The sequence below is a fragment of the Mesorhizobium sp. M1D.F.Ca.ET.043.01.1.1 genome, from assembly GCF_003952385.1.
GTDB lineage: Bacteria > Pseudomonadota > Alphaproteobacteria > Rhizobiales > Rhizobiaceae > Mesorhizobium.
The window spans coordinates 1,324,598-1,351,305 of record NZ_CP034444.1 but is presented as its reverse complement, the minus strand read 5'-3'; the positions used below and the strand labels follow the sequence as shown (position 1 = coordinate 1,351,305).

Annotated in this window: 25 protein-coding genes; 13 read left to right on the top strand and 12 right to left on the bottom strand. The window is 64.9% G+C overall.

Going from position 1 to position 26,708, the window contains the following annotated elements:
* The first annotated feature begins 178 nt into the window (after window positions 1–178).
* Window positions 179–745, top strand: a complete 567-nt coding sequence (locus tag EJ067_RS06870) for a DUF6101 family protein (protein WP_126085277.1) — start codon at window positions 179–181, stop codon at window positions 743–745.
* A 43-nt stretch (window positions 746–788) separates the two neighbouring features.
* On the opposite strand, the gene ubiA is transcribed toward EJ067_RS06870, so the two are convergent.
* Both ubiA and EJ067_RS06860 read right to left on the bottom strand, forming a co-directional pair.
* Complete coding sequence (ubiA, locus tag EJ067_RS06865; protein ID WP_189510450.1) at window positions 789–1,772, bottom strand: 4-hydroxybenzoate octaprenyltransferase; 984 nt, start codon at window positions 1,770–1,772, stop codon at window positions 789–791.
* A gap of 153 nt (window positions 1,773–1,925) precedes the next feature.
* On the bottom strand, window positions 1,926–2,837 hold the full coding sequence (locus EJ067_RS06860) for a LysR family transcriptional regulator (protein WP_126085276.1): 912 nt from the start codon (window positions 2,835–2,837) through the stop codon (window positions 1,926–1,928).
* Between the two features lie 88 nt (window positions 2,838–2,925).
* Here EJ067_RS06860 and EJ067_RS06855 point away from each other — a divergent pair, with 88 nt between their 5' ends.
* Together EJ067_RS06855 and purD are read left to right on the top strand one after the other, a co-directional pair.
* The gene (locus tag EJ067_RS06855; RefSeq protein ID WP_126085275.1) at window positions 2,926–3,720 is read left to right on the top strand and encodes a phytanoyl-CoA dioxygenase family protein; all 795 of its coding nucleotides are present in this window, start codon (window positions 2,926–2,928) and stop codon (window positions 3,718–3,720) included.
* Window positions 3,721–3,893: 173 nt separating this feature from the next.
* Window positions 3,894–5,177 (top strand): phosphoribosylamine--glycine ligase, encoded by a 1,284-nt coding sequence (purD, locus tag EJ067_RS06850; protein ID WP_126085274.1) that lies wholly within the window; start codon window positions 3,894–3,896, stop codon window positions 5,175–5,177.
* A gap of 59 nt (window positions 5,178–5,236) precedes the next feature.
* On the opposite strand, the gene EJ067_RS06845 is transcribed toward purD, so the two are convergent.
* From EJ067_RS06845 to EJ067_RS06820, 6 genes are all read right to left on the bottom strand, one after another.
* The gene (locus EJ067_RS06845) at window positions 5,237–6,607 is read right to left on the bottom strand and encodes an alpha-glucosidase/alpha-galactosidase (protein ID WP_126085273.1); all 1,371 of its coding nucleotides are present in this window, start codon (window positions 6,605–6,607) and stop codon (window positions 5,237–5,239) included.
* Window positions 6,608–6,627: 20 nt separating this feature from the next.
* Complete coding sequence (locus EJ067_RS06840; protein ID WP_126085272.1) at window positions 6,628–8,298, bottom strand: ABC transporter ATP-binding protein; 1,671 nt, start codon at window positions 8,296–8,298, stop codon at window positions 6,628–6,630.
* Between the two features lie 10 nt (window positions 8,299–8,308).
* The gene (locus EJ067_RS06835) at window positions 8,309–9,445 is read right to left on the bottom strand and encodes an ABC transporter permease (protein ID WP_126085271.1); all 1,137 of its coding nucleotides are present in this window, start codon (window positions 9,443–9,445) and stop codon (window positions 8,309–8,311) included.
* Window positions 9,446–10,453 carry an ABC transporter permease gene (locus tag EJ067_RS06830; protein WP_126085270.1) on the bottom strand — a complete coding sequence of 336 codons (1,008 nt, stop codon included), beginning with the start codon at window positions 10,451–10,453 and terminating at the stop codon, window positions 9,446–9,448. It lies immediately after the preceding gene.
* Window positions 10,454–10,566: 113 nt separating this feature from the next.
* Window positions 10,567–12,648: an ABC transporter substrate-binding protein gene (locus EJ067_RS06825; protein WP_126085269.1), complete on the bottom strand. Its 2,082-nt coding sequence runs from the start codon at window positions 12,646–12,648 to the stop codon at window positions 10,567–10,569.
* A gap of 103 nt (window positions 12,649–12,751) precedes the next feature.
* Window positions 12,752–14,218, bottom strand: a complete 1,467-nt coding sequence (locus tag EJ067_RS06820) for an alpha-glucosidase/alpha-galactosidase (RefSeq protein ID WP_126085268.1) — start codon at window positions 14,216–14,218, stop codon at window positions 12,752–12,754.
* 249 nt (window positions 14,219–14,467) lie between these two features.
* Between EJ067_RS06820 and EJ067_RS06815 the strand changes: the two genes are divergently transcribed.
* Complete coding sequence (locus EJ067_RS06815) at window positions 14,468–15,310, top strand: AraC family transcriptional regulator (RefSeq protein ID WP_126089520.1); 843 nt, start codon at window positions 14,468–14,470, stop codon at window positions 15,308–15,310.
* A gap of 12 nt (window positions 15,311–15,322) precedes the next feature.
* On the opposite strand, the gene EJ067_RS06810 is transcribed toward EJ067_RS06815, so the two are convergent.
* Complete coding sequence (locus tag EJ067_RS06810; protein ID WP_126085267.1) at window positions 15,323–16,483, bottom strand: glycoside hydrolase family 25 protein; 1,161 nt, start codon at window positions 16,481–16,483, stop codon at window positions 15,323–15,325.
* 77 nt (window positions 16,484–16,560) lie between these two features.
* Window positions 16,561–16,797 (bottom strand): hypothetical protein, encoded by a 237-nt coding sequence (locus EJ067_RS06805; RefSeq protein ID WP_126085266.1) that lies wholly within the window; start codon window positions 16,795–16,797, stop codon window positions 16,561–16,563.
* Between the two features lie 191 nt (window positions 16,798–16,988).
* Here EJ067_RS06805 and EJ067_RS06800 point away from each other — a divergent pair, with 191 nt between their 5' ends.
* Window positions 16,989–18,758 carry an acyl-CoA dehydrogenase family protein gene (locus EJ067_RS06800; RefSeq protein ID WP_126085265.1) on the top strand — a complete coding sequence of 590 codons (1,770 nt, stop codon included), beginning with the start codon at window positions 16,989–16,991 and terminating at the stop codon, window positions 18,756–18,758.
* Window positions 18,759–18,783: 25 nt separating this feature from the next.
* Window positions 18,784–19,539: a crotonase/enoyl-CoA hydratase family protein gene (locus EJ067_RS06795; RefSeq protein ID WP_126085264.1), complete on the top strand. Its 756-nt coding sequence runs from the start codon at window positions 18,784–18,786 to the stop codon at window positions 19,537–19,539.
* A gap of 7 nt (window positions 19,540–19,546) precedes the next feature.
* Here the strand turns inward: EJ067_RS06795 and EJ067_RS06790 are convergent, their stop codons facing one another.
* Window positions 19,547–20,179, bottom strand: a complete 633-nt coding sequence (locus EJ067_RS06790; protein WP_126085263.1) for a LysE family translocator — start codon at window positions 20,177–20,179, stop codon at window positions 19,547–19,549.
* A 252-nt stretch (window positions 20,180–20,431) separates the two neighbouring features.
* Between EJ067_RS06790 and EJ067_RS06785 the strand changes: the two genes are divergently transcribed.
* From EJ067_RS06785 to EJ067_RS06770, 4 genes are read left to right on the top strand one after another with little or no spacing between them, the layout of a single operon-like run.
* Window positions 20,432–21,757, top strand: coding sequence for a hypothetical protein (locus tag EJ067_RS06785; RefSeq protein WP_126085262.1), 1,326 nt, complete (start codon window positions 20,432–20,434; stop codon window positions 21,755–21,757).
* Entirely contained in the window at window positions 21,750–22,343 is a 594-nt protein-coding gene (locus EJ067_RS06780) for a hypothetical protein (protein WP_126085261.1), read from the top strand. Before EJ067_RS06785 ends, EJ067_RS06780 begins: the two co-directional genes overlap by 8 nt.
* Window positions 22,340–22,918 carry a hypothetical protein gene (locus EJ067_RS06775; protein ID WP_126085260.1) on the top strand — a complete coding sequence of 193 codons (579 nt, stop codon included), beginning with the start codon at window positions 22,340–22,342 and terminating at the stop codon, window positions 22,916–22,918. The genes EJ067_RS06780 and EJ067_RS06775 overlap by 4 nt, the downstream gene beginning before the upstream one ends.
* A 10-nt stretch (window positions 22,919–22,928) precedes the next feature.
* Window positions 22,929–23,501 (top strand): hypothetical protein, encoded by a 573-nt coding sequence (locus EJ067_RS06770; protein WP_126085259.1) that lies wholly within the window; start codon window positions 22,929–22,931, stop codon window positions 23,499–23,501.
* Window positions 23,502–23,594: 93 nt separating this feature from the next.
* On the opposite strand, the gene pdxH is transcribed toward EJ067_RS06770, so the two are convergent.
* The gene (gene pdxH / locus EJ067_RS06765; protein ID WP_126085258.1) at window positions 23,595–24,212 is read right to left on the bottom strand and encodes a pyridoxamine 5'-phosphate oxidase; all 618 of its coding nucleotides are present in this window, start codon (window positions 24,210–24,212) and stop codon (window positions 23,595–23,597) included.
* A gap of 40 nt (window positions 24,213–24,252) precedes the next feature.
* Between pdxH and EJ067_RS06760 the strand changes: the two genes are divergently transcribed.
* The 3 genes from EJ067_RS06760 (at window position 24,253) to fabI (ending at window position 26,690) form a co-directional block, all read left to right on the top strand.
* Window positions 24,253–24,717 (top strand): RT0821/Lpp0805 family surface protein, encoded by a 465-nt coding sequence (locus EJ067_RS06760; protein WP_126085257.1) that lies wholly within the window; start codon window positions 24,253–24,255, stop codon window positions 24,715–24,717.
* Between the two features lie 118 nt (window positions 24,718–24,835).
* Complete coding sequence (locus EJ067_RS06755; RefSeq protein WP_126085256.1) at window positions 24,836–25,765, top strand: J domain-containing protein; 930 nt, start codon at window positions 24,836–24,838, stop codon at window positions 25,763–25,765.
* Between the two features lie 106 nt (window positions 25,766–25,871).
* Window positions 25,872–26,690: an enoyl-ACP reductase FabI gene (gene fabI / locus EJ067_RS06750; protein WP_126085255.1), complete on the top strand. Its 819-nt coding sequence runs from the start codon at window positions 25,872–25,874 to the stop codon at window positions 26,688–26,690.
* The last annotated feature ends 18 nt before the right edge of the window (window positions 26,691–26,708 follow it).

Here is a 26,708-nt window from a genome sequence, read left to right as displayed (position 1 = left end):
AATATGTTGTGGCTGGTTGCATTCCGATAACCATCGGCTCCGATCAGCAAAATTTAACTGACTTTCTTAAGCGCGGCGGTAAGAAGCGAGCGCTAATGTTTCTCCTCATAACGAGGCCGGAAAAACCGGCCCGGAGAGAACCGGAAAACGGCCCTCAGGAGAAACAGGAAGGCATTCGATGAACACTGGACTGAAGCCAGTCTGGGCGGGGCGCAACATGCGTCTCGACCCGTTTCGCCTGCCGCAGATGGTAAGCTATGCCACGCGCGACGATTATGGCGATGTTACCTTCACCATCGATCATCGCGGCGCCGTCATCCGGCGCATGCTGGAGATGAGCGGCGTGCCGGCGATCATCGCGCTGCCCGCCAACGCGTTCCGCGGCGTCGCCGCCCGCGCCATGGAAGATCCGGACGGCAACGTCACCGTGACGCTGGAACTCCTGCACAACGATCCGATGCTGTCGGTGCCTCTGCTTGTCGCCGACGATCTCGACGACGTGGCCGCCGACTGGCGCGCCTGGGCCGACGCCTATCGCCTGCCGATGCTCCTGATCGAGGCCGACGGCATCGCCCGCACGCTGGAAGAATCGCTCGGCGCCGCCATCAAGGCGCTGCCGCCGCAGGAACGCCGCAAGGGCCGTGTCTCCAACATGCGCCGCCCGCGCTTCCTCGCCCGCCGCAGGACCGGCAATCTCGGCCTGCGCCTCGTCATCGGCGGCCAGGAAATCATCGCGCGGGAGTAGCGCGATTTCCCCTTCTCCCACACGGGGAGAAGGGAAGGTGCCGTCACACCAGCGGCTTCAACGCCACCCACAGCGCGCCGCCGATCAGCCCCAGGAAGATCAGCCAGCCGACCTGGTTGTTCGACTTGAACAATCTCAGGCACTGATCCGGATCGTTGATGTCGAGCCGGATGATCTGGCGCGCCATGTGCGCGCCGGCGGCGATCAGCCCGGCCAGCGCCGGCATCGGCACCTGCGCCGAAGCGAAGGCGATGGCGAAGCAGACGAGCGTGCCGCCATAGAGACCGACCAGCCAGGTCTTGGTGTTGTCGCCGAAGAGCCGCGCCGTCGAGCGCACGCCGACGATGGCGTCGTCTTCCTTGTCCTGATGCGCGTAGATCGTGTCGTAGCCGATCACCCACAGGATCGAGCCGATATAGAGCATGATTGCCGGGCCATCGAGGTCGCCGAACTCGACCGCCCATCCCATCAGCGCGCCCCAGGAGAAGGCGAGCCCCAGCACGAATTGCGGCCAGTTGGTGATGCGCTTCATGAACGGATAGATCGCGACGATCGCCAGCGAGGCGATGCCGAGCGGAATGGCAAAGCTGTTGAACTGCAAGAGCACGCCAAGCCCGACCAGCGCCTGGATGACGAGGAACGCCCAGGCCTGGCGACGCGTCACCTTGCCGGCCGGCAGCGGCCGCGAGCGGGTACGCTCGACCTGGTTGTCGATGTCCTCGTCGACGATGTCGTTATAGGTGCAGCCGGCGCCGCGCATGGCGACGGCGCCGACGAAGAACAGCAACAGGTACCACGGCGCCGGCAGCAGCGTCAGCAGCGGGTCCGTCGGGCGCGGATAGGCGCTTGCCGCAAGGGCGGCCGACCACCAGCAGGGCCACAAAAGCAGCTGCCAGCCGATCGGCCGGTCCCAGCGCGCGAGCTGCGCATAGGGCCACAGCCAGCGCGGCAGCACCCGGTAGACCCAATGGCCGCTCGGCGCGTCGGCGACGCGGCCCTGGGCGGCTTTCGACTGGATGGTTTCCATCGCGATGGAGTGGCAGCAGCAATCGGCGCCGTCAAGCGGCCGCCTGGAGCAATTCCAGGAAAAGTGCGAAGCGGTTTTCCGTCCGGAATTGCGTGGAAACAAAGAGATAGAGTTGTTCGCCGTTTCCGTGAAACGGTGAACCACTCTAGTCGCTCAGCCATTGAAAACATCGTGACTGGCGAACCAGGCTTTTGCGACCGCGATGAAGGCGAGCGCTGGCTTCGGAAGGCGCTGGCGCGTGTCATGGGCAAGAATGATGCGCTGCATCGGGAGCGGATCGGAAATCGGCTTGCAGACCAGCGGCAGGCCGTCATAGGTCCTGTCGCCATGCGGTCTGGTGTAGCTGACGGCGACGCCGAAGCCGTTGGCCACCATGCTGCGCTGCAGCTCGAACGAGCTTGTCGACGACTGGGCGACGGGCGACAGGCCGCGACTGAGGAAGAGATCGAGCATGTGCTGCCAGCTGTGCGGCTGCTCGGTGGTGATCAGCGGATGCGCGGCCAACTCCGCCAGGCTGACGGTCCGCTTGTCCGCCAGCACGTGGCCGGCCGGCAGCAGCGCGTGCGGCCGAAGCTCGTGCAGAAGCACGCGCTTGAAATGCGCCGGCAAGCCAAGATCGTAGGTCAGGCCGAGATCGACCGCGCCGTCGGCCAGGCGCCGCCCCAGCGTCTCGAAGGTTTCGTCGCGGACAATGACGGTCACCGACGGACAGCGCTCGGCGAAAGCGCGCATCAGCGCCGGGGCGAAATAGGGGGCGAGATCCTCGAAGCAGCCGAGCACCAGCTCGCCGCCGACATCGGCCTCGCGCGATCCGAGCGCGGCCAACTCGTCCGCCTCGGCCAGCACCTGCCTGGCCTTGGCAACCGCGCCGCGGCCGAACGACGTCAGCGCGATCCCGCTTCCCCGCTGGCGCACGAACAGTTTCTGGCCGAGCGCATCCTCGACATTGTCGATCGCCACCGAGATCGAAGGCTGCGACACGTTCAGCGCCCTGGCGGCCATGGTGACGCTGCCGTAGCGTGCCACGGCAACGACATAGCGCAACTGCGTGAGGGTCAAATTCATAGGACAAAACTATAAGCGAGATGAGAAGTTATTATTTTACCCGATATGACGCGCCTGCGATAGTTGGCGTCCAATCACGGAGAGCGCGATGGCCAGCCCCAAAATCGATGCCGCAACGATTGCCGATTACCAACGCGACGGCGCGGTCTGCATCCGCGGCGCCTTCAGGGACTGGGTCGATGTCATCGCCGACGGCATCGAGCGCAACATGAAGAACCGCAGCGCCACCGCGTCCGACATCGCCAACGGCAAGGGCAGTTTCTTCGACGACTATTGCAACTGGGAGCGCATCCCGGAATTCGTCAGGATCGTCAAGGAATCGCCGGCCGCCGAGCTCGCGGCCGCCGTCATGCAGTCGCGCAGCGCGCAGTTCTTCCACGACCATGTTCTGGTCAAGGAGCCCGGCACGCAGAAGCCGACGCCCTGGCACCAGGACATTCCCTATTACTTCGTCGACGGCAGCCAGACGGTGAGCTTCTGGATCCCGATCGATCCGGTGAAGGAGGCGACGCTCAGGCTGATCGCCGGCTCGCACAAATGGGAGAAGATGGTCCTGCCGGTGCGCTGGCTGAACGACGCCAATTTCTATGCCGACGAGGGCGATTACCGGCCGGTGCCTGACCCCGACAACGATCCGTCGATGAAGGTTCTCGAATGGGAGATGGAACCGGGTGATGCCATCCTGTTCGACTTCCGCACGGCGCACGGCGCGCGCGGCAACATGACGTCGGCCCGGCGCCGGGCGCTGTCGCTGCGCTGGGTCGGCGACGACGCGCATTATGTCGAGCGTCCCGGCCGCACCTCGCCGCCCTATCCGGGCCATGACATGAAGCCCGGCCAGAAACTGCGCGAGGACTGGTTCCCGGTCGTGTTCCAGAGTTAAGGCGTGTCTTCCGGAGCAGGCAATCTCCGTCAGCCGTGGCCAGCCTCATCAATTCTTGGTGAGGCCATGTTCCCGTGCGCAACTGCCGCCAAAATGCCAAGACGCCTTGACCCGCCGCCCGCGGACCAATAGCGGGTTCTCTCGACGGGGACGATCGGCAGCAAGAGGTGGCCATGAATGTTCTTCTTCTCGGCTCGGGCGGCCGCGAACATGCGCTCGCCTGGAAGATGTCCGCCTCGCCGCTGCTGACCAAGCTTTACGCCGCGCCTGGCAATCCGGGCATCGGTCAGGTCGCCGAGCTGGTCAAGCTCGACATCGCCGCACATTCCGCCGTTGCCGCCTTCTGCCAGGAAAAGAAGATCGACCTCGTCGTGGTCGGTCCGGAAGGCCCGCTGGTGGCCGGCATCGCCGACGACCTGCGCGCCTGGGGCATCCGCGTCTTCGGTCCGTCCAAGGTGGCGGCGCGGCTCGAAGGCTCGAAGGGCTTCACCAAGGATCTGTGCGCGAAATTCAACATCCCGACCGCCGCCTATGGCCGCTTCGGCGATCTCGCCTCGGCGAAAGCCTATGTCGAGACGACCGGCGCGCCGATCGTCATCAAGGCCGACGGGCTCGCCGCCGGCAAGGGCGTCACCATCGCCATGACGCTTCCCGAGGCGCTGGCCGCGCTCGAGGCCTGTTTCGAAGGCGCCTTCGGCGCCGCCGGCGCCGAGGTGGTCGTCGAGGAATACCTGACCGGCGAGGAGGCGAGCTTCTTTTGCCTGTGCGACGGCGCCACGGCGCTCCCCTTCGGCACCGCGCAGGACCACAAGCGCGTCGGCGACGGCGACACCGGCCCGAACACCGGCGGCATGGGCGCCTATTCGCCGGCGCCGGTGATGACGCCCGAAATGACCGAGCGCGCCGTGCGCGAGATCATCGAGCCGACCATGCGCGGCATGGCCAATCTCGGCGCGCCCTTCGCCGGCATCCTGTTCGCCGGACTGATGATCACGGACCAGGGCCCGAAGCTCATCGAATACAACACCCGCTTCGGCGATCCGGAATGCCAGGTGCTGATGATGCGGCTGAAGGACGACCTGCTGGTCCTGCTCAACGCCGCCGTCGATGGCCAGCTCGCGCATATGTCGGCGCGCTGGAGCGACGAGGCCGCACTCACCGTGGTGATGGCGGCGAGGGGCTATCCCGGCACGCCGGAAAAGGGCTCGGTCATCCGCGGCCTCGACGAAGCGGCAGCCGAAGGCGCCGAGATCTTCCACGCCGGCACCGCCATCAATGGCGGCGCGCTGGTCGCCAATGGCGGCCGCGTGCTCAACGTCACCGCGACCGGCGCCACAGTCGCGGAGGCGCAGAAGCAGGCTTATGCGGCGGTCGACCATATCGACTGGCCGCAGGGCTTCTGCCGCCGCGACATCGGCTGGCGCGCCGTCGAGCGCGAGCAGACCGGCGGCGCCTGAGCAATTCCAGGAAAAGTGCGTAGCGGTTTTCCGTCCGGAATTGCTCAAAACAAACGTGATCAGGCGGCCGCGCTCTTGTGGCCGCTGCGCGCCCAGGCCGGCAGCCAGTCGCCATGGGCGGCGAGCAAGTCGTCGACCAGCGACCAGATCTGGTCGAGATCGAGCTCGGCCGCCGTGTGCGGGTCCATCATCGCCGCGTGATAGACGTGCTCGCGGTTTTCGCTCATCAGCGCCCGCACCGTCAGTTCCTGGACATTGATGTTGGTGCGGATCAGTGCGGTCAGCTGCGGCGGCAGGTCGCCGATATAGGTCGGCTGGATGCCCGAGGCATCGACCAGGCACGGCACTTCCGCCGCGCAGTCGAAAGGCAGCGAGGTGATGCAGCCATTGTTGCGGACATTGCCGTAGATCACCGACGGCTCGCCGGTCCACACCGAGTTCATGATCGAGGAGGCGTATTCCTTCGATTGCTCGACCTCGATCCGGTCGGCCGAGCGGTAGGCCTCCGCCTGGCCCTTCCAGCGCTCGATCTGCTCGATGCAACGCTTGGGATATTCGTCGAGCGGAATGCCGTATTTCTCGATCAGGTCGGGGCGGCCGTCCTTGATGAAATAGGGCGTGTATTCGGCGAAATGCTCCGAGCTTTCGGTGACGAAATAGCCGAGCCGGGTCAGCATCTCGTAGCGCACCTTGTTCGGGCAGCGCGGGTTCCAGCCCGGCTTCGGTGCGCGGCCTTCGCGATAGGCGCGCACAAGGTCGGGATAGAGGTCGCGGTATGTGCCGTCCGCCTGGCGATGCTCGAACTTGAGATAAAAGGCCATGTGGTTGATGCCGGCCGAACGGTAGCGGATCTCTTCGTAGGGCAGGTCGAGATCGTGCGCCAGCTCCATCGCCGTGCCTTGCACCGAGTGGCAGAGCCCGACCTGCTTGATTGTGGGATATTTCTCCGCGATTGCCCAGGTGTTGATGGCCATCGGGTTGACGTATTGCAGCATGATCGCTTGCGGGCAGACGGCGAGCATATCCTCGCAGATCCTCCACAGATGCGGCACGGTCCTCAAGCCGCGCATGATGCCGCCAACGCCGAGCGTGTCGGCGATCGTCTGGCGCAGGCCGTATTTCTTCGGCACCTCGAAATCGGTGACGGTGCAGGGCTCGTAGCCGCCGATCTGGAAGGCGACGACGACGAAGTCGGCTCCGGCGAGCGCCTTCCGCTGGTCGGAATAGGTCTCGGCCTTGGCCTTCACGCCGAGCGTGGCGACCAGCTTGTTGACCACGACGGCGCTCTCCTCCAGCCGCTGCGGATTGATGTCCATCAGCGCGATCGTGGCGCCGGACAGCGCTGGCCGTTGCAGCACGTCGCCGACGATATTCTTCATGAACACCGTCGAGCCGGCGCCGATGAACGTGATCTTGGGATTTCTAGCCACTGTGAACCTCCGGCATATGGTCACGCCACGTCGAAGGCGGCCCTGACGAGCCGTTCGGTGTAGGCGGTCTTGGGATTGGAAAGCACCTCGTCGACGGGGCCCTGTTCTACGATCTTGCCGTGCTGCATGACGATGACGCGATGACACAGCGCCCGCACCACCTTGAGGTCGTGCGAGATGAACAGGTAGCTCAGGCCCCGCTCGTCCTGCAGCTTGCGCAACAGGTCGATGATTTGCGCCTGCACCGAAAGGTCGAGCGCCGATGTCGGTTCGTCGAGCAGGATGAATTCCGGCTCCAGCGCGATGGCCCGCGCGATCGCGATGCGTTGCCGCTGGCCGCCGGAGAACTCGTGCGGAAACCGTGACAGGATATCGCCCGGCATGCCGGCGCTCACCAGCGCCTCGCGCACCCGCTCGACCCGTTCGCGCCGCGTCGCACCGATCCTGTTGACGGCCAGTCCTTCCTCGATGATCTGGCCGATCGTCATGCGCGGATTGAGCGAGGAGAAAGGATCCTGGAAGACGATCTGCATGCGCGAGCGCAGCGGCCGCATCCCCGCCCTCGTCAGCCCGTGGATCGGCTGGCCGTCGAAACGGATCTCGCCGCGCCTGGCGTCCAGCAGCCGAAGCAGGGCCTGGCCGAAGGTTGTCTTGCCGGAGCCGGATTCGCCGACCAGCCCAAGCGTCTCGTGGCGGCAGAGCTTGAGGTCGAGATCGTCGACCGCGACCAACTCGCGCCAGTCGGGCTTCAGGAAGCTGCCGTGGCGCATCATGAAACAGACGCGCACACCGTTCGCTTCGAGAATGGTGCCGGATTTGTCAGGCAATGGCTTCGGCCGTCCGTGCGGCTCGGAAGCAAGCAGCCGCCGCGTATAGGGATGCTGCGGGTCGGCAAAGAGCCGTTCGGTGACGTTGTGCTCGCGCATCTCGCCATGCTGCATGACATAGACGTAGTCGGAGAACTTGCGCACCACGGTGAGGTCGTGGGTGATGAGGATCACCGCCATCCGCAGTTCTTTCTGCAGATTGCGGATCAGGTTCAGGATCTGCGCCTGCACCGTGACGTCGAGCGCTGTCGTCGGCTCGTCGGCGATCAGCACGTCGGGGTCGTTGGCCAGAGCCATGGCGATCATGACGCGCTGGCGCTGCCCGCCGGAGAGCTGATGCGGATATTGCTTGAGCCGCGCTTCCGGCTCGGGAATCTGCACATGCCGCAAAAGCTCGAGCGCCCGCGCCCAGGCTTGCCTGCGGCTCACCTTGCGATGCACCCTGATCGCTTCGACGATCTGGCTGCCGACCGTGTAGATCGGGTTGAGCGAGCTCATCGGCTCCTGGAAGATCATCGAGATGCGGTTGCCGCGCAGCTTACGTCGGGCGTGCTCGGAAAATTTCAGGATGTTTTGCCCGAGATATTCGACGCTCGACCTCGGCGATACCGTCGCCCGCCGCGACAGCAGGCCCATGACGGTGCGTGCCGTCACCGACTTGCCGGAGCCGGATTCGCCGACGATCGCGATCGTCTCGCCGCGATAGAGCTGGAACGAGACGTCCTTGACCGCCTCGACGGTGCCGTGCTCGACCTTGAAGGCGACCTCGATGTTGCGGGCGTCGATGACGGGCTGCTCATGGCGACCGTCATGGTCGTGCCGGACGGCGGGTGCGAAGGATTCGGCTAGCGCGATCGTCGTCATCCTCGCCACCTCAATAGGGATCGACGGCATCGCGCAGGCCGTCGCCCAGCGCGTTGAAGGCAAAGACGGTGATCAGCACGAAGCCGACCGGCGACAGGATCCACGGATAGGTGCCGATGACCGAATAGGTGGCAGTGTCCTGCAGCATCAGCCCCCACGAGATCAGCGGCGGCTTCACCGCGAACCCGAGGAAGCCGAGGAAGGATTCGAGCAGCACCACCGTCGGGATCGCCAGCGTCACGGCGACGATCACATGGCTCATCACATTGGGGAAGATGTGCTGCATGATGATGCGCCGGTCGGTGGCGCCCACCGCCATGGCGGCGCGCACATAGTCGATGCGCGCCAGCGCCAGAGTCTTGCCGCGCACCTCGCGCGACATCTGCGCCCAGCCCAGCGCCGACATGACGATGATGACGAAGGCGAGGAAGACATTGGTCGGCGCGGTGACCGGGATCAGCGTCGTCAGCGCGAGATAGAGCGGCAGTTGCGGGAAGGCGAGCACAAGCTCGACGAAGCGCTGCATCCAGACATCGAACTTGCCGCCGAAATAGCCCGATGCCATGCCCACAGTGGTGCCGATGACGGTGACGATGAAGACGACCGTCAGCGCGATCATCAGCGAGACGCGCGAACCATGGATGGCGCGCGACAGCACGTCCCGGCCGAACTTGTCGGTGCCGAGGAAATGCACCGGCTGGCCGTCCATCGAACCGAAGAGGTGCCGGTCCGCCGGGATGAGACCGAGCAGCTTGTAGGGCGCGCCCTCGACGAAGAAGCCGAGCAGTCGCGGATGGTCGTAGTCGGGCCCGACGATCGGCTGGAACGTGACCGGGTCGAGATCGGTCGACTCGGCCAGCACGTAGATTCTCGGCCGCGCGGTGAAATTGCCGTCCTTGTCGCGGAAAGCGGGCACCTCCGGCGGGGCGAAGGCGATATCGGTCGCCTTCGGGTCCAAAGGCGCCAGGAATTCCGCGAACACGGCCATCGCGAGCAGCAGCACGACTAGGCAAAGTCCGGCCATGCCGGTCCAGGAGCGCCTCAGCCGGCGCCAGACGAGCGCCACGTAGCTCTCGTTGCCGTGGGCGGGCTGGTGCACTGCGCCTTCGGCCGGCGGCGGTGGAGGTGATGGATCGCGCGCCAGCATCTAATGCTCCCCGAACTGGCGCACGCGCGGGTCGAGAAGCGCGAGCAGCATGTCGGCAATGATGTTGCCGACGATCAGCGTCGCCGACAGCACCATCATGAAGGTTGCGGTCACATAGACATCGCCGACCGCCATCGAGCCGACGATCGCCGGTCCGACTGTGGGCAGCGCGAAGATGATCGCCGTCTCGATCTCGCCGGTCAGCATGTAGGGCAGGACCACGCCCTGATACATGACCAAAGGATGCAGCGCGTTGGGCACGGCATGGCGCATCACCACCGCGCCGCCGGTCAGTCCCTTGGCCTTCGCCGTCTCGACATATTGCGCGTTGAGCGTGTCGAGCAGGTTGCCGCGCATGACGCGCATGTTGTAGGCGAGCCCGCCGAAGGTCGCGATCGCCACCACCGGCCAGACATGCTTGACGAGGTCGACGAACTTCGCCCACGACCATGGCGCGCCGCCATATTGCGGCGAGAAGAACGAGCCGATCTCCGACACGTTGAACTGGAAGACCAGCAGGTAGACGATGATCAGCGCCATCAGGAAGCGCGGCACCGTCATGCCGAGGAATGAGATGGCCGAAAGCGTGGAGTCGATCCAGGAATACTGCCGGGTCGCCGCCCATATGCCGAAGCTGATGCCGAGCACCGAGGCGAGCAGGTGGCAGACCAGCGCCAGGAGCAGCGTGCGCGGCAGCCGCTCGCCGACCACATCGGCGACCGGCTTGTTGTAATAGAGGCTGTAGCCGAAATCGCCGCGAGTGACGATGCCGCCGATCCAGTTGAGATACTGGACGGGCAGCGGCTTATCGAGGCCATGTTCTTTCCGGTAGGCCTGCGCCTGCGCATCCGCCTCGGCGTAGGAGGCTCCGCCCTGGTTGATCAGCTGCGAGCGGATATAGTCGGCGTAGTCGCCGGGAGGCGCCTGGATTATGGCGAAGGTGACGAGGCTCAAAATGGCGAGGACGGGAAGCGCCGACGCTATGCGCATGAGCAGGAATCGCAACATGGACGGTCCGCTTCCTTTGTCTGGCCGGTCGCTCCCTCGGGTGCGTGCGGAAGTTTCGTTGGTCCGGCCGCGCCGCGGCGCGGCCGGACTTTCTTCGTCAGGGGAGGTAAACCTTACATCGGGCCTTTGTCTCCCGGTTTGCCGGGGAGTTCCTCAGGGAAGAGTTCATACTTGGCCTGCTTGTCGGCCGCGACGAAGACGCGTTCGCGGATGATCGAATCCTCGGCCCAGTTGAACATGAAGATCGGCGTTCCCTGCGGGATGTTCGAGAAGCGCTTGTTGACGATCAGCGCGCCCGGATATTCCGTCAGGCCGACATTGTAGACGTTTTCCGTCGAGATCTTCTGGAACTTCTTCATCAGCTCCGCGCGCTGGTCGTTGTCCTGCGTCGAGACGAACTTGTTGACGATGTCGACCAAGTTCTTCTCGAACGGCATCAGATCGACCTCGCCGCTTTCCGGCGCGCGATGGTCCCAACTGGTCTTCGGACCGACCGGAGCGAGTTGCACCGTGTTCTGCACGACGGAGGTGAGCTCCTGCTCGTTGCGCCGGATCAGCCAGTCGAAGCGGCCCGAATATTGGGTCGCGTCGCGCTGCGTGCCGTTTACGCCGTTGAGCACGACCCTCAAGCCCAGCTTTTCCATCTGCGCTACGACGCCTTCGGCGAGGCTCTTGTCGGTGATGTAGTCGTTGTTGACCAGCATCACGATCTCGACATCCTTGCCGCCGGCGGTGCCGGCCGGGAAGTTGACGAAGCCGTCGCCGTCGGTGTCCTTGAGGCCGGCCTTGGCAAGCTCGGCCTTGGCGCCTTCGAGGTCGAAGGGATAGTAGACGGTCGACTTGCGGTCGTAGAAGCTGGTGCCGGACGAGAAGCCGCCGGGATAGATGGCGGTGAACGGCCCCTTGACCAGCGAATCGCCGAGCGCCTTGCGGTCGAGCGCCATGGTGACGCCCTTGCGGAAGTCCTCATTGCGGTTCAGCTCGCGCAGCGCCTGGCCGCGCTCGTCCGGGTTGCCCCAGCCATTGGCGGAGAAGTTGAAGCGCAGATTGTAGCCGATGAGGCGCGGACCGAAGGCAAGCCGTGCCGGCGCGTTCTTCTCGGCGGCGCGCTTCAGCGAGGCGACGAAGTTTTCCGGCTGCTCGAGGTTGGAGAAGTCGCCCGAGCCCGCCACCGCCTGGACGTCGCGGTCGGCCCATGTCGAGAGCTTGTATTGCAGCTCGTTGAGATAGGGCAGTTGATTGCCCTTCTCGTCGACCTTCCAGTAATAGGGGTTGCGCCGCAGGACGATGATGTCGTCGGGCCGGTATGCGACCGGCACCCAGGCACCCATCACCGGCATGTTCATGAACTCCGGCGGGAAGGCATTCTTGAACTGGTCGTAGGTATTCTTCGAATACTTCGGATGCTGCGGCTTCAATATGTGCGAAGGGCCGGGGCAGAAGGTGCCATAGGCCATCGTGTAGAGATACTGTCTCGGGAACGCGTCCTTGAAGGTCCACTCGACGGTGTAGTCGTCGATCTTCTTCAGCGTCGTGCCGACACCGAAGGTTTCCGGCGTCGCGCCGTTCAGCGGCGAGACGTTGGGGTCGACGACCTCATCGTCCCAGTAGAACATGACGTCGTCGGCGTTGAAGGGCACGCCGTCCGACCATTTGGCGCCTTCGATGAGATGCATGGTGAGCTTGTGGCCGTCCTTCGACCATTCCCAGCTCCTGGCGAGGTTCGGCAGCGGTTCGGTGTCCTTGGCCTCGACCTGGAACAGCGGCGCGGTGCGCGTCAGGCATTCCGAAAGGCCGATGTCGATGCCACCCCAGCCTTGCGTCTGGCCGGCGCCGTAGTTCCAGCCCTCCGGCCTGCCGCCGATGACGTGCCGCATCGTGTCGCCATAGACGCCGACGCCGTCCGGCATGTTGGCGGTCTTGAAGACCAGCGGCTCTTTCGGCAGCCGGTCCTTCACCGGCGGCAGCTTGCCGGTCTTGACGTATTTCTCCGTCACCCAGTCGGGCTCGTGATATTCGGGCAGCGCCTTGAACTCCAGGATGGAGTCGCGCGCCACAAAATGGATCTTGCCTTCGGCCGGAAACGTCGCCGGTTCCGGAGGCGCCGTCGGCTCGGATGCGAAAGCGTTGAGAGCCGGAACTGAAACGCCGAGCGTCAGTCCGGCGGCAATGCCAATTCTGCGTAAGGTCCTCATTGTCTCCTCCCACGTGATCAGGACGTTTTCTGCTTTCCGCCCGCTATTTCCAGGCGGCTGAACCGGCCGACCCGCCTCCCTGGGCCAGCACAATAGCCGAGGCTCAACCGGCCTGTTTCAATGCCGCCTTTTCGGCGCGCAATTCCTCGATCGAGCGCACGCTTCGCCGCGCCGCGCCCGCCCATTCGCGGGTCTTGACCCTGGATTTCGAAAGCCGCTCTTTTGCCGCCGGCACGGCATCGGCGTATTGCGGCAGCCAGGCGGCCTGGGCGACGACCATCTCGTCCACCATCTGCCAGACCTCCTCCGGCGTCGAAACCGCGCCGACCAGCGGATCGTGAAGCACGGCGAGCTTCAACAGATCGATGTCGCCGGCGATCGCGGCATGCACCGACATGCGCTGGACGTTGATCGAGGACATGCAGGTGGCGGCACAGGCCTCGGGCAGCGTGATGCCGGCCGCCATGTTGATGCCGAAGCGGTCGACGAAGCCGGGCGACTCGATGATGGCGTCCTGCGGCAGGTTGGCGATCACGCCGTTGTTCCGGACGTTGAAGTGCCCGCGATAGACGCGGTTGGTCTCCAGCGCCTCGAGAATGTGGCTGGCATGCTCGTTGGAGCGTTTTGCCGGATCGATCGGCTTCGACGCCGCTTCGAGGAATTGCGGATATTCCGTCTCGAACCAGTTGCGCGTCTCGGTCGAGTAGCGCAGATAGCCGCCGGTCTCGCCATGGATCCAGTCCGACATGTCGATCCAGCGTGTGATCTCGTCGGGGCGCTTGCGGTACCAGGGCAGATATTCGGAGAGATGCCCGTTGCTCTCGGTCGAATAGACCCCAAAACGCTTCAGCACGTCGATGCGCAGCTTTTCCTGCTTCGAATAGACCGGGTGCGCTTCGAAGGCGGCGATCAGCTCGTCCTTGCCGATCGGCCGGCCGTTCAGCCTGAGCTCGATGAACCAGGTCTGGTGGTTGATGCCGGAACAGACATAGTCGAGTTCCTTCGACGATTTCGCACCGAGCACTTCGGCGATCTGCGCGGCACCGTGCTGGACGCCGTGGCAGAGCCCGACCGTGTCGACCTTGCCGTATTCGATCGCGGCCCAGGTGTTCATCGCCATCGGGTTGGCATAGTTCAGGAATTTGGCGCCGGTCTCGGCGACCGCGCGGATGTCCTTGCAGAAATCGAGGATCACCGGAATGTTGCGCTGGCCATAGAGAATGCCGCCGGCGCAGATCGTATCGCCGACGCACTGGTCGATGCCATATTTCAGCGGAATGCGGATATCGTCGGCATAGGCTTCGAGGCCGCCGACGCGCACGCAGCTGATGACGTAGCGCGCGCCCTCCAGCGCCTTGCGGCGGTCGGTCGTCGCCGTCACCCTGGTCGGCAGATTGTTGGCTTCCACGATCCTTTCGAGGATCGCCCTGATCATGCCGAGATTGTGCTCGCTGATGTCGGTCAGCGCGAATTCGATGTCCCGGAATTCGGGGACGCAGAGAATATCGGTGAACAGCTTCTTGGTGAAACCGACGCTCCCGGCGCCAATGATAGCGATTTTGAAACCCATCACCTTCACCTCGATCCATTCGAATGCTAGGCAAGGAGCAGCAGGGGAGGATATGGCCGCACGCCAGCACGCGTGCTCGCCATTCGAGCCGGAAATCCGGCTCTTTCTCCTCCCGCCCGCTCCTCGACCGCGGGTCTTTCCCGTTCTTGATGAGCCGGATTATGCGCTTATTCGCGGGCGCGGCCAGAGAAGGATTATGCTTTCGAGGGTAATTTTGTGCTGCAGGACCTGATCGCCAACGGGCAGTCGATGCGGACGATCTCGCTGCCGCGCGGCCGCCAGCGCCTGCACGCCATGCCGACCAGCTCAGGCTACGAGGTGCGCGAGGACGAGACCTATGACTGGGACGGGCGAAAGCGCGGCCAGACCCCGTTCACCGTGCTCCAGCATACGATCAGCGGCACCGGGCAGTTGCGCTACGAGAACCGCAACTATCGCCTGCAGGCGAACGACACGCTGCTGGTGCTGGTGCCGCACAACCATCGCTACTGGCTGGCCAAGGGCGACCGCTGGGAATATTTCTGGATCTCGATGAACGGCGAGGAAGCGCTGCGCGTCCACAAGTCCATCCTCGGCGTGTCAGGCCCCGTGTTTCGGCTGCAGCCCCCGACCATCGATCACCTTGCTGATTGCAGCCTGCGCCTCATCAAGGGGGCGGGCTCGCCGGGCGCCGCGTCGGCGATCGCCTACGAGGCGGCGATGGCGCTCTATGACGATGTCTTCGGCTCGCACGCCTTCGCCGAGAAGCAGAGCGCCATGCAGCCGGTGATCGATCACATCAACGCCAATCTCGACAAGCCTCTGCCGGTGGCGGAGCTTGTCGGGATCAGCGGTCTCAGCCGCGCGCATTTCTCACGCTGCTTTGCCGAGAGCGAAGGCTTGCCGCCGGCCGAATTCGTGCTGCAGCAACGGCTGCAGCGCGCGGCGAAACTCTTGACCAGGGCGGATTTCCTGCCGGTGAAGGAAGTCGCGGTGCTGTGCGGTTTCGAGGACGCGAACTACTTCTCCAAGGTTTTCCGCCGCTGCTACGGCATCAACCCGACGCAGTTTCGCACCACCGGCATGTATGCCAGCCTGGGCAATCATCGTTGACGGTGCCGTTGACTATTGCCTGCGGTGGTCGAGCGTCGTCGAAGCGGTGCTGACCGGATCGGCGGCCGCGAAGGCGGCGTCGAGCTGTTCGGGCGTGCGCTGCCCGGCCCGCTTCCAGGCGACATATTGAACGATGCCGAAACCCGGGCGCTGCGGTACGGTCTTCACCACCGGCATGCGGAATCCGTCGCGGAATTTCTCCCAGCGCGCGCCGAGTACCGCGACCAGCTCCTCGAAAGTCGGCGGCGCCGCCACATCGGCATAGGTGATGGTGACCTTGCCGGCGAGGCCGGCTTCGCGCGGGATCGGCACCGGGATCGAGGCCAGATAGTCGGGCGGCACGTCGATCAGCCCGCCGAAGGCCCATTGCTGGCGCAACTCATCGGCTTTCATCGGCGCGACGCTGACGTCGATGTCGTTGGGCGTGCCCGGCACGCGATAGGGGCAGCTGAAGCGGCCGCAATTCGCCTTGGCGGAAAACTGCCACAGCGCGTAGCCCTGCCAGTTGCCCATCGGGAAATGCACGTCGATGTCCGGCTTGTAGCGCGCATACCAGAGCGGCAGTCTGGACAGCAGCCGGTAAGTGTAGCGGTTGTCGGCGATGTACTGGGCGGTCTTGCCGTTCGAGTAGAGCACCGGGAAGCGCCCGAGGCGGCGGTGCACCTGGCGCACGAATTCTTCCGCGTCCTCGAGCGACATCCACTGCGCCGGATCGATGCCCTCGATGTCGAGGGCAATGAGATCGTCCGGCGCGGGCTCGGCGAAATCGACGAAATTATTGGCCTGCTCGACCGGATTGCCGGGGCGGGCAAGGTGGTAGGCGCCCCATTTCAGGCCGAGCGCCCTGGCCACCACCTTGCGCGTCTGGAAGAGCTCGCGCGTCACCGCGTAGCGCTTCCACAGCGCCTTGCAGAGCTTCACGTCGGTCTCTTCGCCGAAGCAGAAATAGGGCGGCGGCAGCCCGTCGGAAGCCTTGTTGATGAAGCCGACGATGCGCTTGTCGGTGGCAAGCTCAGCCCAGTCGATGGAATTGTATTCGTAGGCGTCGATCACCAGCGCGCGGTCGGCATTCTTCCAGGGCTCGGAGAAATCCGAGGCCTTTGCCGCCGTGCCCAGCGCAACCGCTGCCGCGAGAAGCGCCAGGCGGCGAAGAGGGCGCGCCGGCTTTTTCAATCAGGGTGTCCCCACTGACCAGAGGACGATCTTGAACCGCTATGGTTAAGGAAGTGCTTTCAAAGCCGATTGGGCGCTCAGCGCCGAAACAGCGACTGCGCCTCGAAAGGATCGGGCGCCGGATCTTGCGGCAGCGTGCCCTCGGCGGCGCGTTTCTTGTGATGCGCCAGCGAGCATTGCGGGGAGCACAATATGCCGCGGTCCGTCCAGTAGGCCGGTCCATGCTCCATCTTGCCTTCATGGTACCAGAAGCCGGCAGCCCGATAGGGGAGGCCGCATTCGATGCAACGATAGGCGTCAGGTCTGGCAAGCATGGGTTCGGCCTGGTCTCGAGCCGGACCTCGACGGCCGGCTGCTTCGTATCTAGTACGCCTGGAAAGGAATGCAAAATCCGCGTGACAAAGTTTGACGTTTACGTAAAAAGAAGGCGCGGGACCGGCCCAAAGGCGGATGGTCTCGGTTCGGCCCCGCGACTACGGTTGGCCGGAACGGAGGAGGAGCAGACATGTATCGCGCACCGGTCGAGGATATCGCCTTCACGCTGAAGCACGTTGCCGGCCTGAAGCCGGCGCTGGAGTCCGGCACCTTCGGCGATCTCGGCGAAGACCTCGTCGACGCGATCCTGGCCGAGGCGGGCCGTTTCGCCAGCGAAGAGGTGGCGCCGCTCTACAAGATCGGCGACGAGCATGGCGCGGTGTTGAAGGACGCGGCCGTCACCACGCCGCCCGGCTGGAGGGAGCTCTACCGGCGCTGGATCGACGGCGGCTGGAACGCGCTCTCCGGGCCGGAAGAATTCGGCGGCCAGGGCCTGCCCACAATGCTCGGCGTCGCCGCGCTCGAAATGTGGAACTCAGCCGCCATGGCCTTCGGCATCGGCCCGACGCTGACCATGGGTGCGGTCGAGGCCCTCGACAAGCACGCTTCCAAGACGCTCAAGGAAAAATATCTGGCCAAGCTCGTCTCCGGCGAGTGGATGGGCACGATGAACCTCACCGAGCCGCAGGCGGGCTCCGACCTCGCGGCCCTGCGCACCCGCGCCGAGCCCGCCGGCGACGGCACCTACCGCATCTTCGGCCAGAAGATCTTCATCACCTATGGCGAGCACGATTTCACCGACAACATCGTGCATCTGGTGCTGGCGAGGCTTCCCGACGCGCCGGCCGGCACGCGCGGCATCTCGCTGTTCCTGGTGCCGAAATTCCTGGTCAATGACGACGGCTCGCTCGGCGCCCGCAACGACGTCTTCTGTTCCGGCCTCGAGCACAAGCTCGGCATCCATGCTTCGCCGACCTGCACCATGATCTACGGCGATGGTTTCCAGGGCGCGACGCGGGGAGCCATCGGCTGGCTGATCGGCGAGGAGAACAAGGGTCTCGCCTGCATGTTCACCATGATGAACAACGCCCGCCTTGCCGTCGGCATGCAGGGCGTGGCGGTGGCCGAGGCCGCGACGCAGAAGGCGATCGCCTATGCCAATGAGCGCCGCCAGGGCAAGGCGTCGGACTATGCCGGGTCCGGTATGGCGCCGATCGTCCATCACCCGGATGTGCAGCGCAATCTGTTGACCATGCGGGCGCTGACCCAGATCGCGCGCGCCATCAGCTATTCCTGCGCGCATGCCATCGACCGCGCGCGCGTCGCCGAGGGCGAGGCCGCCGCCACCTGGCGCGACCGTGCCAATCTGTTGACGCCCTTGGCAAAGGCCTTCTCGACCGACGTCGGCGTCGAGGTCGCTTCGCTGGGCGTCCAGGTGCATGGCGGCATGGGCTTCATCGAGGAGACAGGCGCGGCCGTGCTTTATCGCGATGCGCGCATCGCGCCGATCTATGAAGGCACCAACGGCATCCAGGCGATCGACCTCGTCTCGCGCAAGCTGCCGCTCGGCGGCGGCGAGCATGTGCACCGCTATATCGGCGAGCTCAAAGCGATGGCCGACGGCGTGCGCACCTCCAACATCGAGGGCTTCGGCCGCACCGCCGACAATCTCGATCGCGCCCTTGCCGATCTCGATGAGGCGACGCGCTTCCTGCAGAAGCTGCTGGCCGGCGGCAAGGCCGACGCCGCCATGGCCGGCGCCACGCCCTATCTGCGCCTGATCTCGCTCGCCGCCGGCGGCGCCTATCTGGCGCAAGGCGGGCTGGCCGACCGCGGCCGCATCGCGCTCTGCCGCTTCTTTGCCGAAAACCTGCTCGGCGAGACACGCGCCCTGAAGGAGCGCGTCATCGACGGCGCCGACAGCCTCGCCGTCGCCGGCAGGGCATTGATATCCGCCTGACCCCTGACATTCGAAGGAACCGACCGTGACCGACCATATCCTCATCGAGCGCCGGGGCGCCGTGCAGATCATCCGCATGAACCGGCCCGACAAGAAGAATGCGCTGACGCGCGCCATGTACGGCAAAATGTCGGCCGCTCTTGTCGAGGGCGATGCCGATCCGGCTATCCGCGTCCACGTCTTCCTCGGTGTGCCCGGCGCCTTTTCCTCCGGCAACGACCTTGCCGACTTCCTGGTCATCGCCACCGGCGGCGAGGGCGGTAACGAGGTCTGGGATTTCCTGATGGCGCTGGCCAAGACTGAAAAGCCGATGGTTTCGGGCGTCGATGGCATCGCCGTCGGCATCGGCACGACGCTCAACCTGCATTGCGACCTGACCTTCGCCACCCCGCGCACGCTCTTCCGCACCCCCTTCGTCGACCTCGGCCTGGTGCCGGAGGCCGGCTCCAGCCTGCTGGCGCCGCGGGTCCTCGGCCGGCAGGGCGCCTTCGCGCTGCTCGGTCTCGGCGAAGGTTTTTCGGCCGAGCGCGCCAAGGCCGCCGGCCTGATCTACGACGTGGTCGCGGAAGACGCGCTTGAAAGCGCGGTGCTGGCGGCCGCCGACGAGATCGCCGCCAAGCCGCCGCAAGCGCTGAAGATCGCGCGCGACCTGATGCGCGAGCCGCGCGACGAATTGATCGCCCGCATCGAGGTCGAAAGCGCGCACTTCCGCGAGCGACTGACCTCCGACGAGGCGCGCGCCGCGCTGACGGCCTTCATGACGCGCAAGAAGGCGGGCTGATTTAACGTTATCGCTGCTCGGCCGCGATGCGGATGCCGAGCCCGATCAGCAGCGTGCCGCTGACCGCTTCGACGACGCGGCGCACAGTCGGCCGTCGCAGCCAGTCGCCGGCCTTGGCCACGACAGTTGCGTAGATGGTCAGCCAGATGAAGGTGATCAGCGCGAAGACGACGCCGAGCAGGAGCAGCGACAGAAAAGACGCTTGTCCGGCCGGCACGAATTGCGGCAGCAGGCTGGGGAAAAACACGGCTATTTTCGGATTGCCGAGATCGCTGATGAGGCCTTGCCGGAATGCGGCGATCGCCGCCAATCGTCTATGATGCAGGGCCGGCGCCTGCGCATGGTCGAAATGCGCCGGCCGGATCGCCTCGCGCAGCGCCTGCATGCCGAGATAGACGAGATAGGCGGCGCCGGCATATTTGACGGCGAGGAAGAGCGGTTCGGACGCCGTCAGCAGCGCGACGAGGCCGACGCTCGTCGCGAGCGCCCAGATCGTCAAGCCGCAACCGACGCCGAGCGCGGTCAGGATTCCCGCCGGGCGGCCGCCGAGCAAGGTGTTGCGGATGGTGATCGCGGTATCGGGTCCGGGCGTGACGATCACCACGAGCGCGACGCCGAGGAATGCCAGGAAGATTGCCATGCCGACCCTCGCCAAGCTTGAGGTCCTGGCATCAATATGACCGGAAATGGCTCCTGGCGTAAGGCGAGTTGTGCGTCCAATTTCGCCTAAAGGTTGGTGCAGGGGTGTCAAAGCGCTCGGGTCTGTACTATCTCTCGTCGACGCGTGCGGGGGCTCGTGAAAATGGAGAGGACATGAGCCGAGACGCCGCCTTCGATACCCGACCCGCCGACATGACTGGGGGGCGTTCGCAAACCAACTGAACGCCTCGACATGCTTGCCGATGCCGCAAAGCCGCTGGCGCTGACCTTCAAGCTCTGGTGGCGCTTCTGGCCGCAACTGGTTTCCATGGTGCTCCTCGGCATCGTGTTCGGCGACCTGTTCATGCAGCTCGCCGCGCGCACCGCCCTTGTCAACCATATGGCGGGGCTTGCCTTGCTGACGCTGGTCGCGCTGACGCAGCTCATTGTCACCGTCGCCATGTTCCAGATGCTGCTGCCGGCTTTGCCGGCAACACGCGCGGCACAGCAGGCCGCGCGCGATGAAAGTTTGGGCGAGGCGCGCAGCGGCAGCGCGCGGCTGGCGCGCATGGTCACCGTCGCGCTGCTGCCCTTCTTCGCCTATTACGCCGCCTGGGGCTTTCTCGGCGACACCGTGCGGCAATATTCCCGCGTCACGCTCGACATGGCGCCCTTCGGCGAGGGCGCCGGCAACGTGCTCGACGTCCTGGATTCCCGGTGGCTGGTCCTTTCTGTCGTCATCTCCTGGCTGATCCGCCGCTTCGCCATCACCAAGCAGGCGCGCGGCGGCTCGCGCTCCTTCTGGCAGATCGTCGTGGTCATCTGCGAGACCAACTGGATCTTCATCGGTCTCTATGTGATCTCGCGCTGGAAGGACGAGGTCGTCGGCTGGATCATGAGCCGCAATTTCTTTTCGACCCTGCAGGCCGCTGCCGACGGCATCGCGAACCCGATCGCAAGCGCCTTTGCCGATCCGATGGTTCCCGTCGAGGTCACGTCGATCGACACGACCGCCAAGCTGGTCAACCTGTTCTTCTACATGCTCCTGCCGGTGATCTGGCTGGTGCTTGCCGCGCTGATCTACGGCTACGACGTGCGCGACGACAGGGAGCTGAGGCGCATGCACCGGCGCGTCGAACGTGCCGGCGAGCGCTACCGCGCCATTCCGAAATTCCTGCGCGACTTCGTCGAGCACTTCGTCTCCGGCTACCGCTCGCGCTATTTGCCGATCGCCAATGGCGTGCGCATCACGCTGAGCTCGGGCCTGGTGCTGATCGTCACGCTGATCGTCGGCTACCGCCTGATCGACTGGCTGGCGGCCTGGGCGTGGCTCGGCATGACGCGCCTCATCGGCCCGCATGGGCTCGATACCTGGCAGGTGCTTTCCGAGGGCGTATCGCTGCTGTTCGGCAGCCCGTTCCAGGACTCCTCGACTGGCATCCTCGTCGAGCCTGTCCGGATCTGCTTCCTCGCCGCCGTCCTCGAAACGGCCTTCGCGCTGCCGAAGCGCCAGACCAGCGAAGATGCGCGGCCGGCCGGCTCGCCGGGCGGCGCGGAAGTCGAGGCCCAGAATGCTTGAGAATGCCGGTTCCCGCCTGAAAGCCTGGCTGGTGGCCGGCTTCGGCACCGCGGCGGCGATTGCCGTCGCCGGCGTCATGGGCGCCTTCGGCGCAAGGCACGAGCCTCTTGCCGTTCTGGCGCCCGGCGGCCGGATCGAAACGGGCGAATGGCTGCTGAGGCCGCTCAAGGCCTACTCCGCCGAAGGCGAGAACCTCTACGGCGTGCCGCTCAAGCCCGGCGCGAAGGCACTCGTCCTCGAGCTCGAGATGACCAACCGGACGGCAAAATCGACAAAGGACTATTTCGATGTCCTGCGGGCGAGCCGGGCAACGGTCGATCCGGCGACGAAACCTTTCATCGTGCTGACACGCGATTCCACGTTGTCGCCGGAACTGCACCCCGGCATGCCGGAGCGCATGGTCTTTGTCTGGCAATTGCCGGACGGAGCGGCTCCGCCGGCAAGCCTCGAACTGACGGTCATCCGCAAGACCTACAAGCAGCGCGACAATCTCTACGGTCTGCCGGGCTGGTTCAATCCGGCGCCGATCGGCACGCTGACGCTGCCCGTCGGCAGCGGGCCCGGCAGCGTGGAAATCCAGCCATGATGCGCAAGCTCGCCAACGTCGTCCTGCTGCTCGCCGCGGTGTCGCTTTGCTACGGCCTGCAGCTGTCGAAGCCGCATTACGGCGACCTGATCGGGCCGATCCCCGCGCGCGGCAAGCTCGGCGACACGGTCGTCGGGCGAGGCTTCGAAATCCGTGCCGAGAAGGTGGAATTCGCCCGCAACCTGAAAGTCGACAGGTTCGGCGACAGCAAGGTCCTGACCACCGGCGGCATCTGGGCCGTCGTCACGGTGGAGCTTGCGGCACGGGCGCAATCGACAACGGTGGCGGTCGCGTCCTGGCGCGGAACGACGGGCCTGACCTATGACCAGACCGAGCGGCTGTCCTTCGCCAATGGCCTGCTTCCCGTGGCCATCGACCCCGGCCTGCCGAAGAAGGCGAGGCTGATCTTCGAGCTGCGGCCGGATGAAGCGAGCGATGCGGTGGTGCTGGTTTCGGAAAAGCTGCTGTCGGCGCTCGATTCGCAAGCCGAAATATCGCTCGGGCCGGTCGCCATCGGACCCGACGGCCTGCCGCCCGGAACGCTCGGCACGCTCGATATGACGCAGCCGATCTGAGGGGTATCGAATGACGGCGGAGCTTCTGGATCGCGAGAGCGGGACGAGCGAGCGGAAATGGCGCCGCCGCAGCCTTTGGTCGCTTGTTCTGCTCATCCCACTGAGCCTGGCCATTGAGTCCTACGACAACGTCAAGGCGCTGCTTGGCGACAGCGACCTGTTTCCGCGCCGTGTCGCCTGGGGCGAAAGCGCCCGTTTCGGCGGCAGCGACTGGAAGCTGACGGACCTGCGCGGCGCCTTCGGCATGTCGAACCTGCCGCCCGATTCGGTGCCGGTGCTGGCCGACTTCCAGGTCAAGATCGGCGATCCCGACCTGCAGAACCGATGGCTCGGCTGCAAGGTGATGCTGATCGACAAGGACGGACGGCGCTGGTCGCCGACTTCCGTTGTTGTGTCGCTGAAAACCACGGACAACGTGCAGACCTGCACGTCGGCGATCTTCTCCGGCGCCAAGGGCGGCGATACGCTCAACCTGCGCGAGACGTTCCTTGTGCCGAAGGAGGCGACCAAGTCGGTGCGCCCGGCCGTCGGTGTCGCCAGCGAGCGGCCGCATTTCCTGCTGTTCCAGCTGGAAAAGGATTAGAGCAATTCCAGGAAAAGTGTCTAACGTTTTCCGCCCGGAATTGTGTAAAAACAAATACTTAGACCGGGCGATTCTATGAATCGCTGAAACGCTCTAGGGATACAGCCGCGTCTTGTCCCAGCCGCCTTTGGCATTGCGCGAGAAGGCGATGCGGTCGTGCAGCCGGAACGGACGGTCGTGCCAGAACTCGATCGTCTGCGGCAGGATGCGGAAGCCCGACCAGTGCGTCGGCCGCGGGATCTCGCCGATCGCGTAGCGCGCCGTGTATTCGGCCACCGCCTTCTCCAGCGCGAATCGGCTTTCCAGCGGCCGCGACTGCTTCGAGGCCCAGGCGCCGATGCGGCTGCCGCGCGGCCGCGTCGCGTAATAGGCGTCGGCCTCGGCGTCGCTGACGATCTCGACCGGCCCGCGCACCCGCACCTGGCGGCGCAGCGATTTCCAGTGGAAGCACATCGCCGCCTTCATGCTGCCAAGAATCTCGCGGCCCTTGGCGCTCTCGAAATTCGTGTAGAAGACAAATCCCTTTTCGTCGAACCCCTTGAGCAGCACCATCCGCACATCCGGCATGCCGTCGGCATCGACGGTTGCCAGCGCCACGCCGTTGGGGTCGTTGGGCTCGCTCCTGGTGGCGTCCTCCAGCCATGCGGCAAAGAGCCGGAACGGCTCCGCCACCTCTGTAAAGTCACTGCTTGTTAACTCGGTTTCGTTCATAGTTTTCCAAATTTTTAACATTGCGGGAGGAGTTCGCCGATTGTCGCGTATCGCGCAAGCTTTTGACAGCGGGCAATGGAGCGTTATCGCTTCGGCCAGCGCCAAGGCTGCGCTGCTGACATTGGCGCTCCCCCTTGCTGCCTGCGGCGCCGGCGGCTTCAGTCTCGAGAAGGCGGAGGTCGACCGCTCGATCGTCACCTCCAGCGCGCCGTCTTCTCCCGCCCAGCCGGCAGGCAGCGACACCGATTCGGATCAGACCACCATCGGCAACGCGGTCTCGTCCGCCGACATCCGGGAGCTCGGCAGCCAGCCCGTGCCCTGGGCCAATGCCGGCACCGGCTCGCGCGGCGCGATCACCGAACTGGTGGAGCTCAAGGATGGCGGCCTCACCTGCCGCCGCTTCAACGCCACGCGCGAGAGCTTCGACGGCGTCGCCCTATACAAGGGCGAGCTTTGCATGGCTGGCGCCGGTGGCTGGCATATGCAACAGTTCAAAGCGCTCTGAATAATTCGGGGTGTTCCGATTTTCGCTCGCCGATCCCTCTTGCGCCACTGGAATTTCTTCCTATCCAAGCGCATATAGGGGGCAACCGTGGACTCATCCTCTCTGTCAGGCAGGAAGCATGCGCGACCCCTATGAGGTGCTGGGCGTTGCCAGGAACGCATCGGCCAAGGACATAAAATCGGCGTACCGCAAGCTCGCCAAGCAGCATCATCCGGACCAGAATCCGAATGATCCGAAGGCGAAGGAGCGTTTTGCCGCCGCCAACCAGGCCTACGAGATCGTCGGCGACGAGAAGACGCGCGCCGCTTACGATCGCGGCGAGATCGACGCCGACGGCAAGCCGAGATTCCAGGGCTTCGAAGGTGCGGCCGGCGGAGGCGACCCGTTCGCCGGGTTCCGGCGTCAGCAGGGCCCCGGCGGGGCGCATTTCGAGTTCCGCACCGGACGCCCGGGCGGCGATCCGTTCGACGGCAACAGCGACATCTTCAGCCAGATCTTTGGCGATGCCTTTTCGGGCGCGCGCGGCGCTGGCCGCGGCGACCGTCGCCAGCCGGCCCAGGCGGCTGACCTCAACGTCACGCTGGACATCACCGTCGAAGAGGCCGCCACGGCCGAGAAGGTGACGGCGATGTTCCCCGATGGCCGCAAGATGGCGGTCAAGCTGCCGGCCTATGTCGAGGATGGCCAGACCATCCGCCTCAAGGGCCAGGGCGAGCAGGGACCAGGCCAGCCGGGCGACGCCCTGGTCAAGATCCACATCCGCCGCCATGCGCGTTACCGCATCGAGGGCCGCGACCTGCATGTCGACCTTCCCGTCGACCTCGCAGATGCGGTGCTTGGCGCCAAGGTGGCCGTCGAGACGCCGACCGGCAAGCTGGCGGTCAACGTTCCGGCATGGTCGAGCTCGGACAAGGTGTTGCGCCTGAAGGGCAGGGGCCTGCCGGAAAAAGCCGGCGGCCATGGCGACCTTTACGCCCATGTGCGGCTGATGCTGCCGGAGGGCGGAGATGCCGATCTCGAAGCCCTGATGCGCAAGCGAAAAGGCTGATCGAGGCGATTTTCTCCTCAAGCCAGTCTGTTTTCGACGCTTGAAGGGGCTCTGTGCCTGTGCGATAGGGCTCCACAAAGCAGACATTCTTGCGGAGAACGCGCACATGGCGGGTGGACAGGGCCTCATGGCCGGTAAGCGAGGCCTCATCCTCGGCGTCGCGAACAATCGGTCGATCGCTTTCGGCATCGCCAAGGCTTGCGCCGATCACGGCGCCGAAATCGCGCTGACCTATCAGGGCGAGGCGTTCAAGAAGCGCGTCGAGCCGCTGGCGGCGGAACTCAACGCCCATGTCGCCGGGCATTGCGACGTCACCGACCCGGAAAGCCTCGACGCGGTTTTTGCCGACATCGCCAAGCACTGGGGAAAGCTCGACTTCCTCGTCCATGCCATCGCCTTCTCCGACAAGGACGAGCTCACCGGCCGTTATGTCGAGACGACGCGCGACAATTTCCTGCGCACCATGGACATTTCGGTGTTTTCCTTCACCACCATCGCCAAGCGCGCCGAGCCGCTGATGAGCGAAGGCGGCTCGCTTTTGACGCTGACCTATTACGGCGCCGAGAAGGTGATGCCGCACTACAACGTCATGGGCGTCGCCAAGGCGGCGCTCGAAGCGAGCGTGCGCTATCTGGCCGTCGACCTCGGTCCCAAGAAGATCCGCGTCAACGCGATCTCGGCCGGCCCGATCAAGACGCTGGCCGCCTCGGGCATCGGCGACTTCCGCTACATCCTCAAGTGGAACGAGTACAACGCGCCGCTGAAGCAGACGGTGACGCAGGAAGAGGTCGGCGATTCCGGCGTCTACTTCCTGTCGGATCTGTCGCGGGGCGTGACGGGCGAGGTCCATCACGTCGATTCCGGCTACCATGTCGTCGGCATGAAGGCGGTCGACGCGCCGGACATCTCGACCGTCAAGGACTAACTCTTCTCCGCCTATCCC

Bases quoted from the DNA above. Each gene is read 5' to 3' on its own strand.
- EJ067_RS06870 (WP_126085277.1), top strand. From the start codon at position 179: ATGAACACTGGACTGAAGCCAGTCTGGGCGGGGCGCAACATGCGTCTC.
- ubiA (WP_189510450.1), bottom strand. From the start codon at position 1,772: ATGGAAACCATCCAGTCGAAAGCCGCCCAGGGCCGCGTCGCCGACGCG.
- EJ067_RS06860 (WP_126085276.1), bottom strand. From the start codon at position 2,837: ATGAATTTGACCCTCACGCAGTTGCGCTATGTCGTTGCCGTGGCACGC.
- EJ067_RS06855 (WP_126085275.1), top strand. From the start codon at position 2,926: ATGGCCAGCCCCAAAATCGATGCCGCAACGATTGCCGATTACCAACGC.
- purD (WP_126085274.1), top strand. From the start codon at position 3,894: ATGAATGTTCTTCTTCTCGGCTCGGGCGGCCGCGAACATGCGCTCGCC.
- EJ067_RS06840 (WP_126085272.1), bottom strand. From the start codon at position 8,298: ATGACGACGATCGCGCTAGCCGAATCCTTCGCACCCGCCGTCCGGCAC.
- EJ067_RS06835 (WP_126085271.1), bottom strand. From the start codon at position 9,445: ATGCTGGCGCGCGATCCATCACCTCCACCGCCGCCGGCCGAAGGCGCA.
- EJ067_RS06830 (WP_126085270.1), bottom strand. From the start codon at position 10,453: ATGTTGCGATTCCTGCTCATGCGCATAGCGTCGGCGCTTCCCGTCCTC.
- EJ067_RS06825 (WP_126085269.1), bottom strand. From the start codon at position 12,648: ATGAGGACCTTACGCAGAATTGGCATTGCCGCCGGACTGACGCTCGGC.
- EJ067_RS06820 (WP_126085268.1), bottom strand. From the start codon at position 14,218: ATGGGTTTCAAAATCGCTATCATTGGCGCCGGGAGCGTCGGTTTCACC.
- EJ067_RS06815 (WP_126089520.1), top strand. From the start codon at position 14,468: ATGCGGACGATCTCGCTGCCGCGCGGCCGCCAGCGCCTGCACGCCATG.
- EJ067_RS06805 (WP_126085266.1), bottom strand. From the start codon at position 16,797: ATGCTTGCCAGACCTGACGCCTATCGTTGCATCGAATGCGGCCTCCCC.
- EJ067_RS06800 (WP_126085265.1), top strand. From the start codon at position 16,989: ATGTATCGCGCACCGGTCGAGGATATCGCCTTCACGCTGAAGCACGTT.
- EJ067_RS06790 (WP_126085263.1), bottom strand. From the start codon at position 20,179: ATGGCAATCTTCCTGGCATTCCTCGGCGTCGCGCTCGTGGTGATCGTC.
- EJ067_RS06785 (WP_126085262.1), top strand. From the start codon at position 20,432: ATGCTTGCCGATGCCGCAAAGCCGCTGGCGCTGACCTTCAAGCTCTGG.
- EJ067_RS06780 (WP_126085261.1), top strand. From the start codon at position 21,750: ATGCTTGAGAATGCCGGTTCCCGCCTGAAAGCCTGGCTGGTGGCCGGC.
- EJ067_RS06775 (WP_126085260.1), top strand. From the start codon at position 22,340: ATGATGCGCAAGCTCGCCAACGTCGTCCTGCTGCTCGCCGCGGTGTCG.
- EJ067_RS06770 (WP_126085259.1), top strand. From the start codon at position 22,929: ATGACGGCGGAGCTTCTGGATCGCGAGAGCGGGACGAGCGAGCGGAAA.
- pdxH (WP_126085258.1), bottom strand. From the start codon at position 24,212: ATGAACGAAACCGAGTTAACAAGCAGTGACTTTACAGAGGTGGCGGAG.
- EJ067_RS06755 (WP_126085256.1), top strand. From the start codon at position 24,836: ATGCGCGACCCCTATGAGGTGCTGGGCGTTGCCAGGAACGCATCGGCC.
- fabI (WP_126085255.1), top strand. From the start codon at position 25,872: ATGGCGGGTGGACAGGGCCTCATGGCCGGTAAGCGAGGCCTCATCCTC.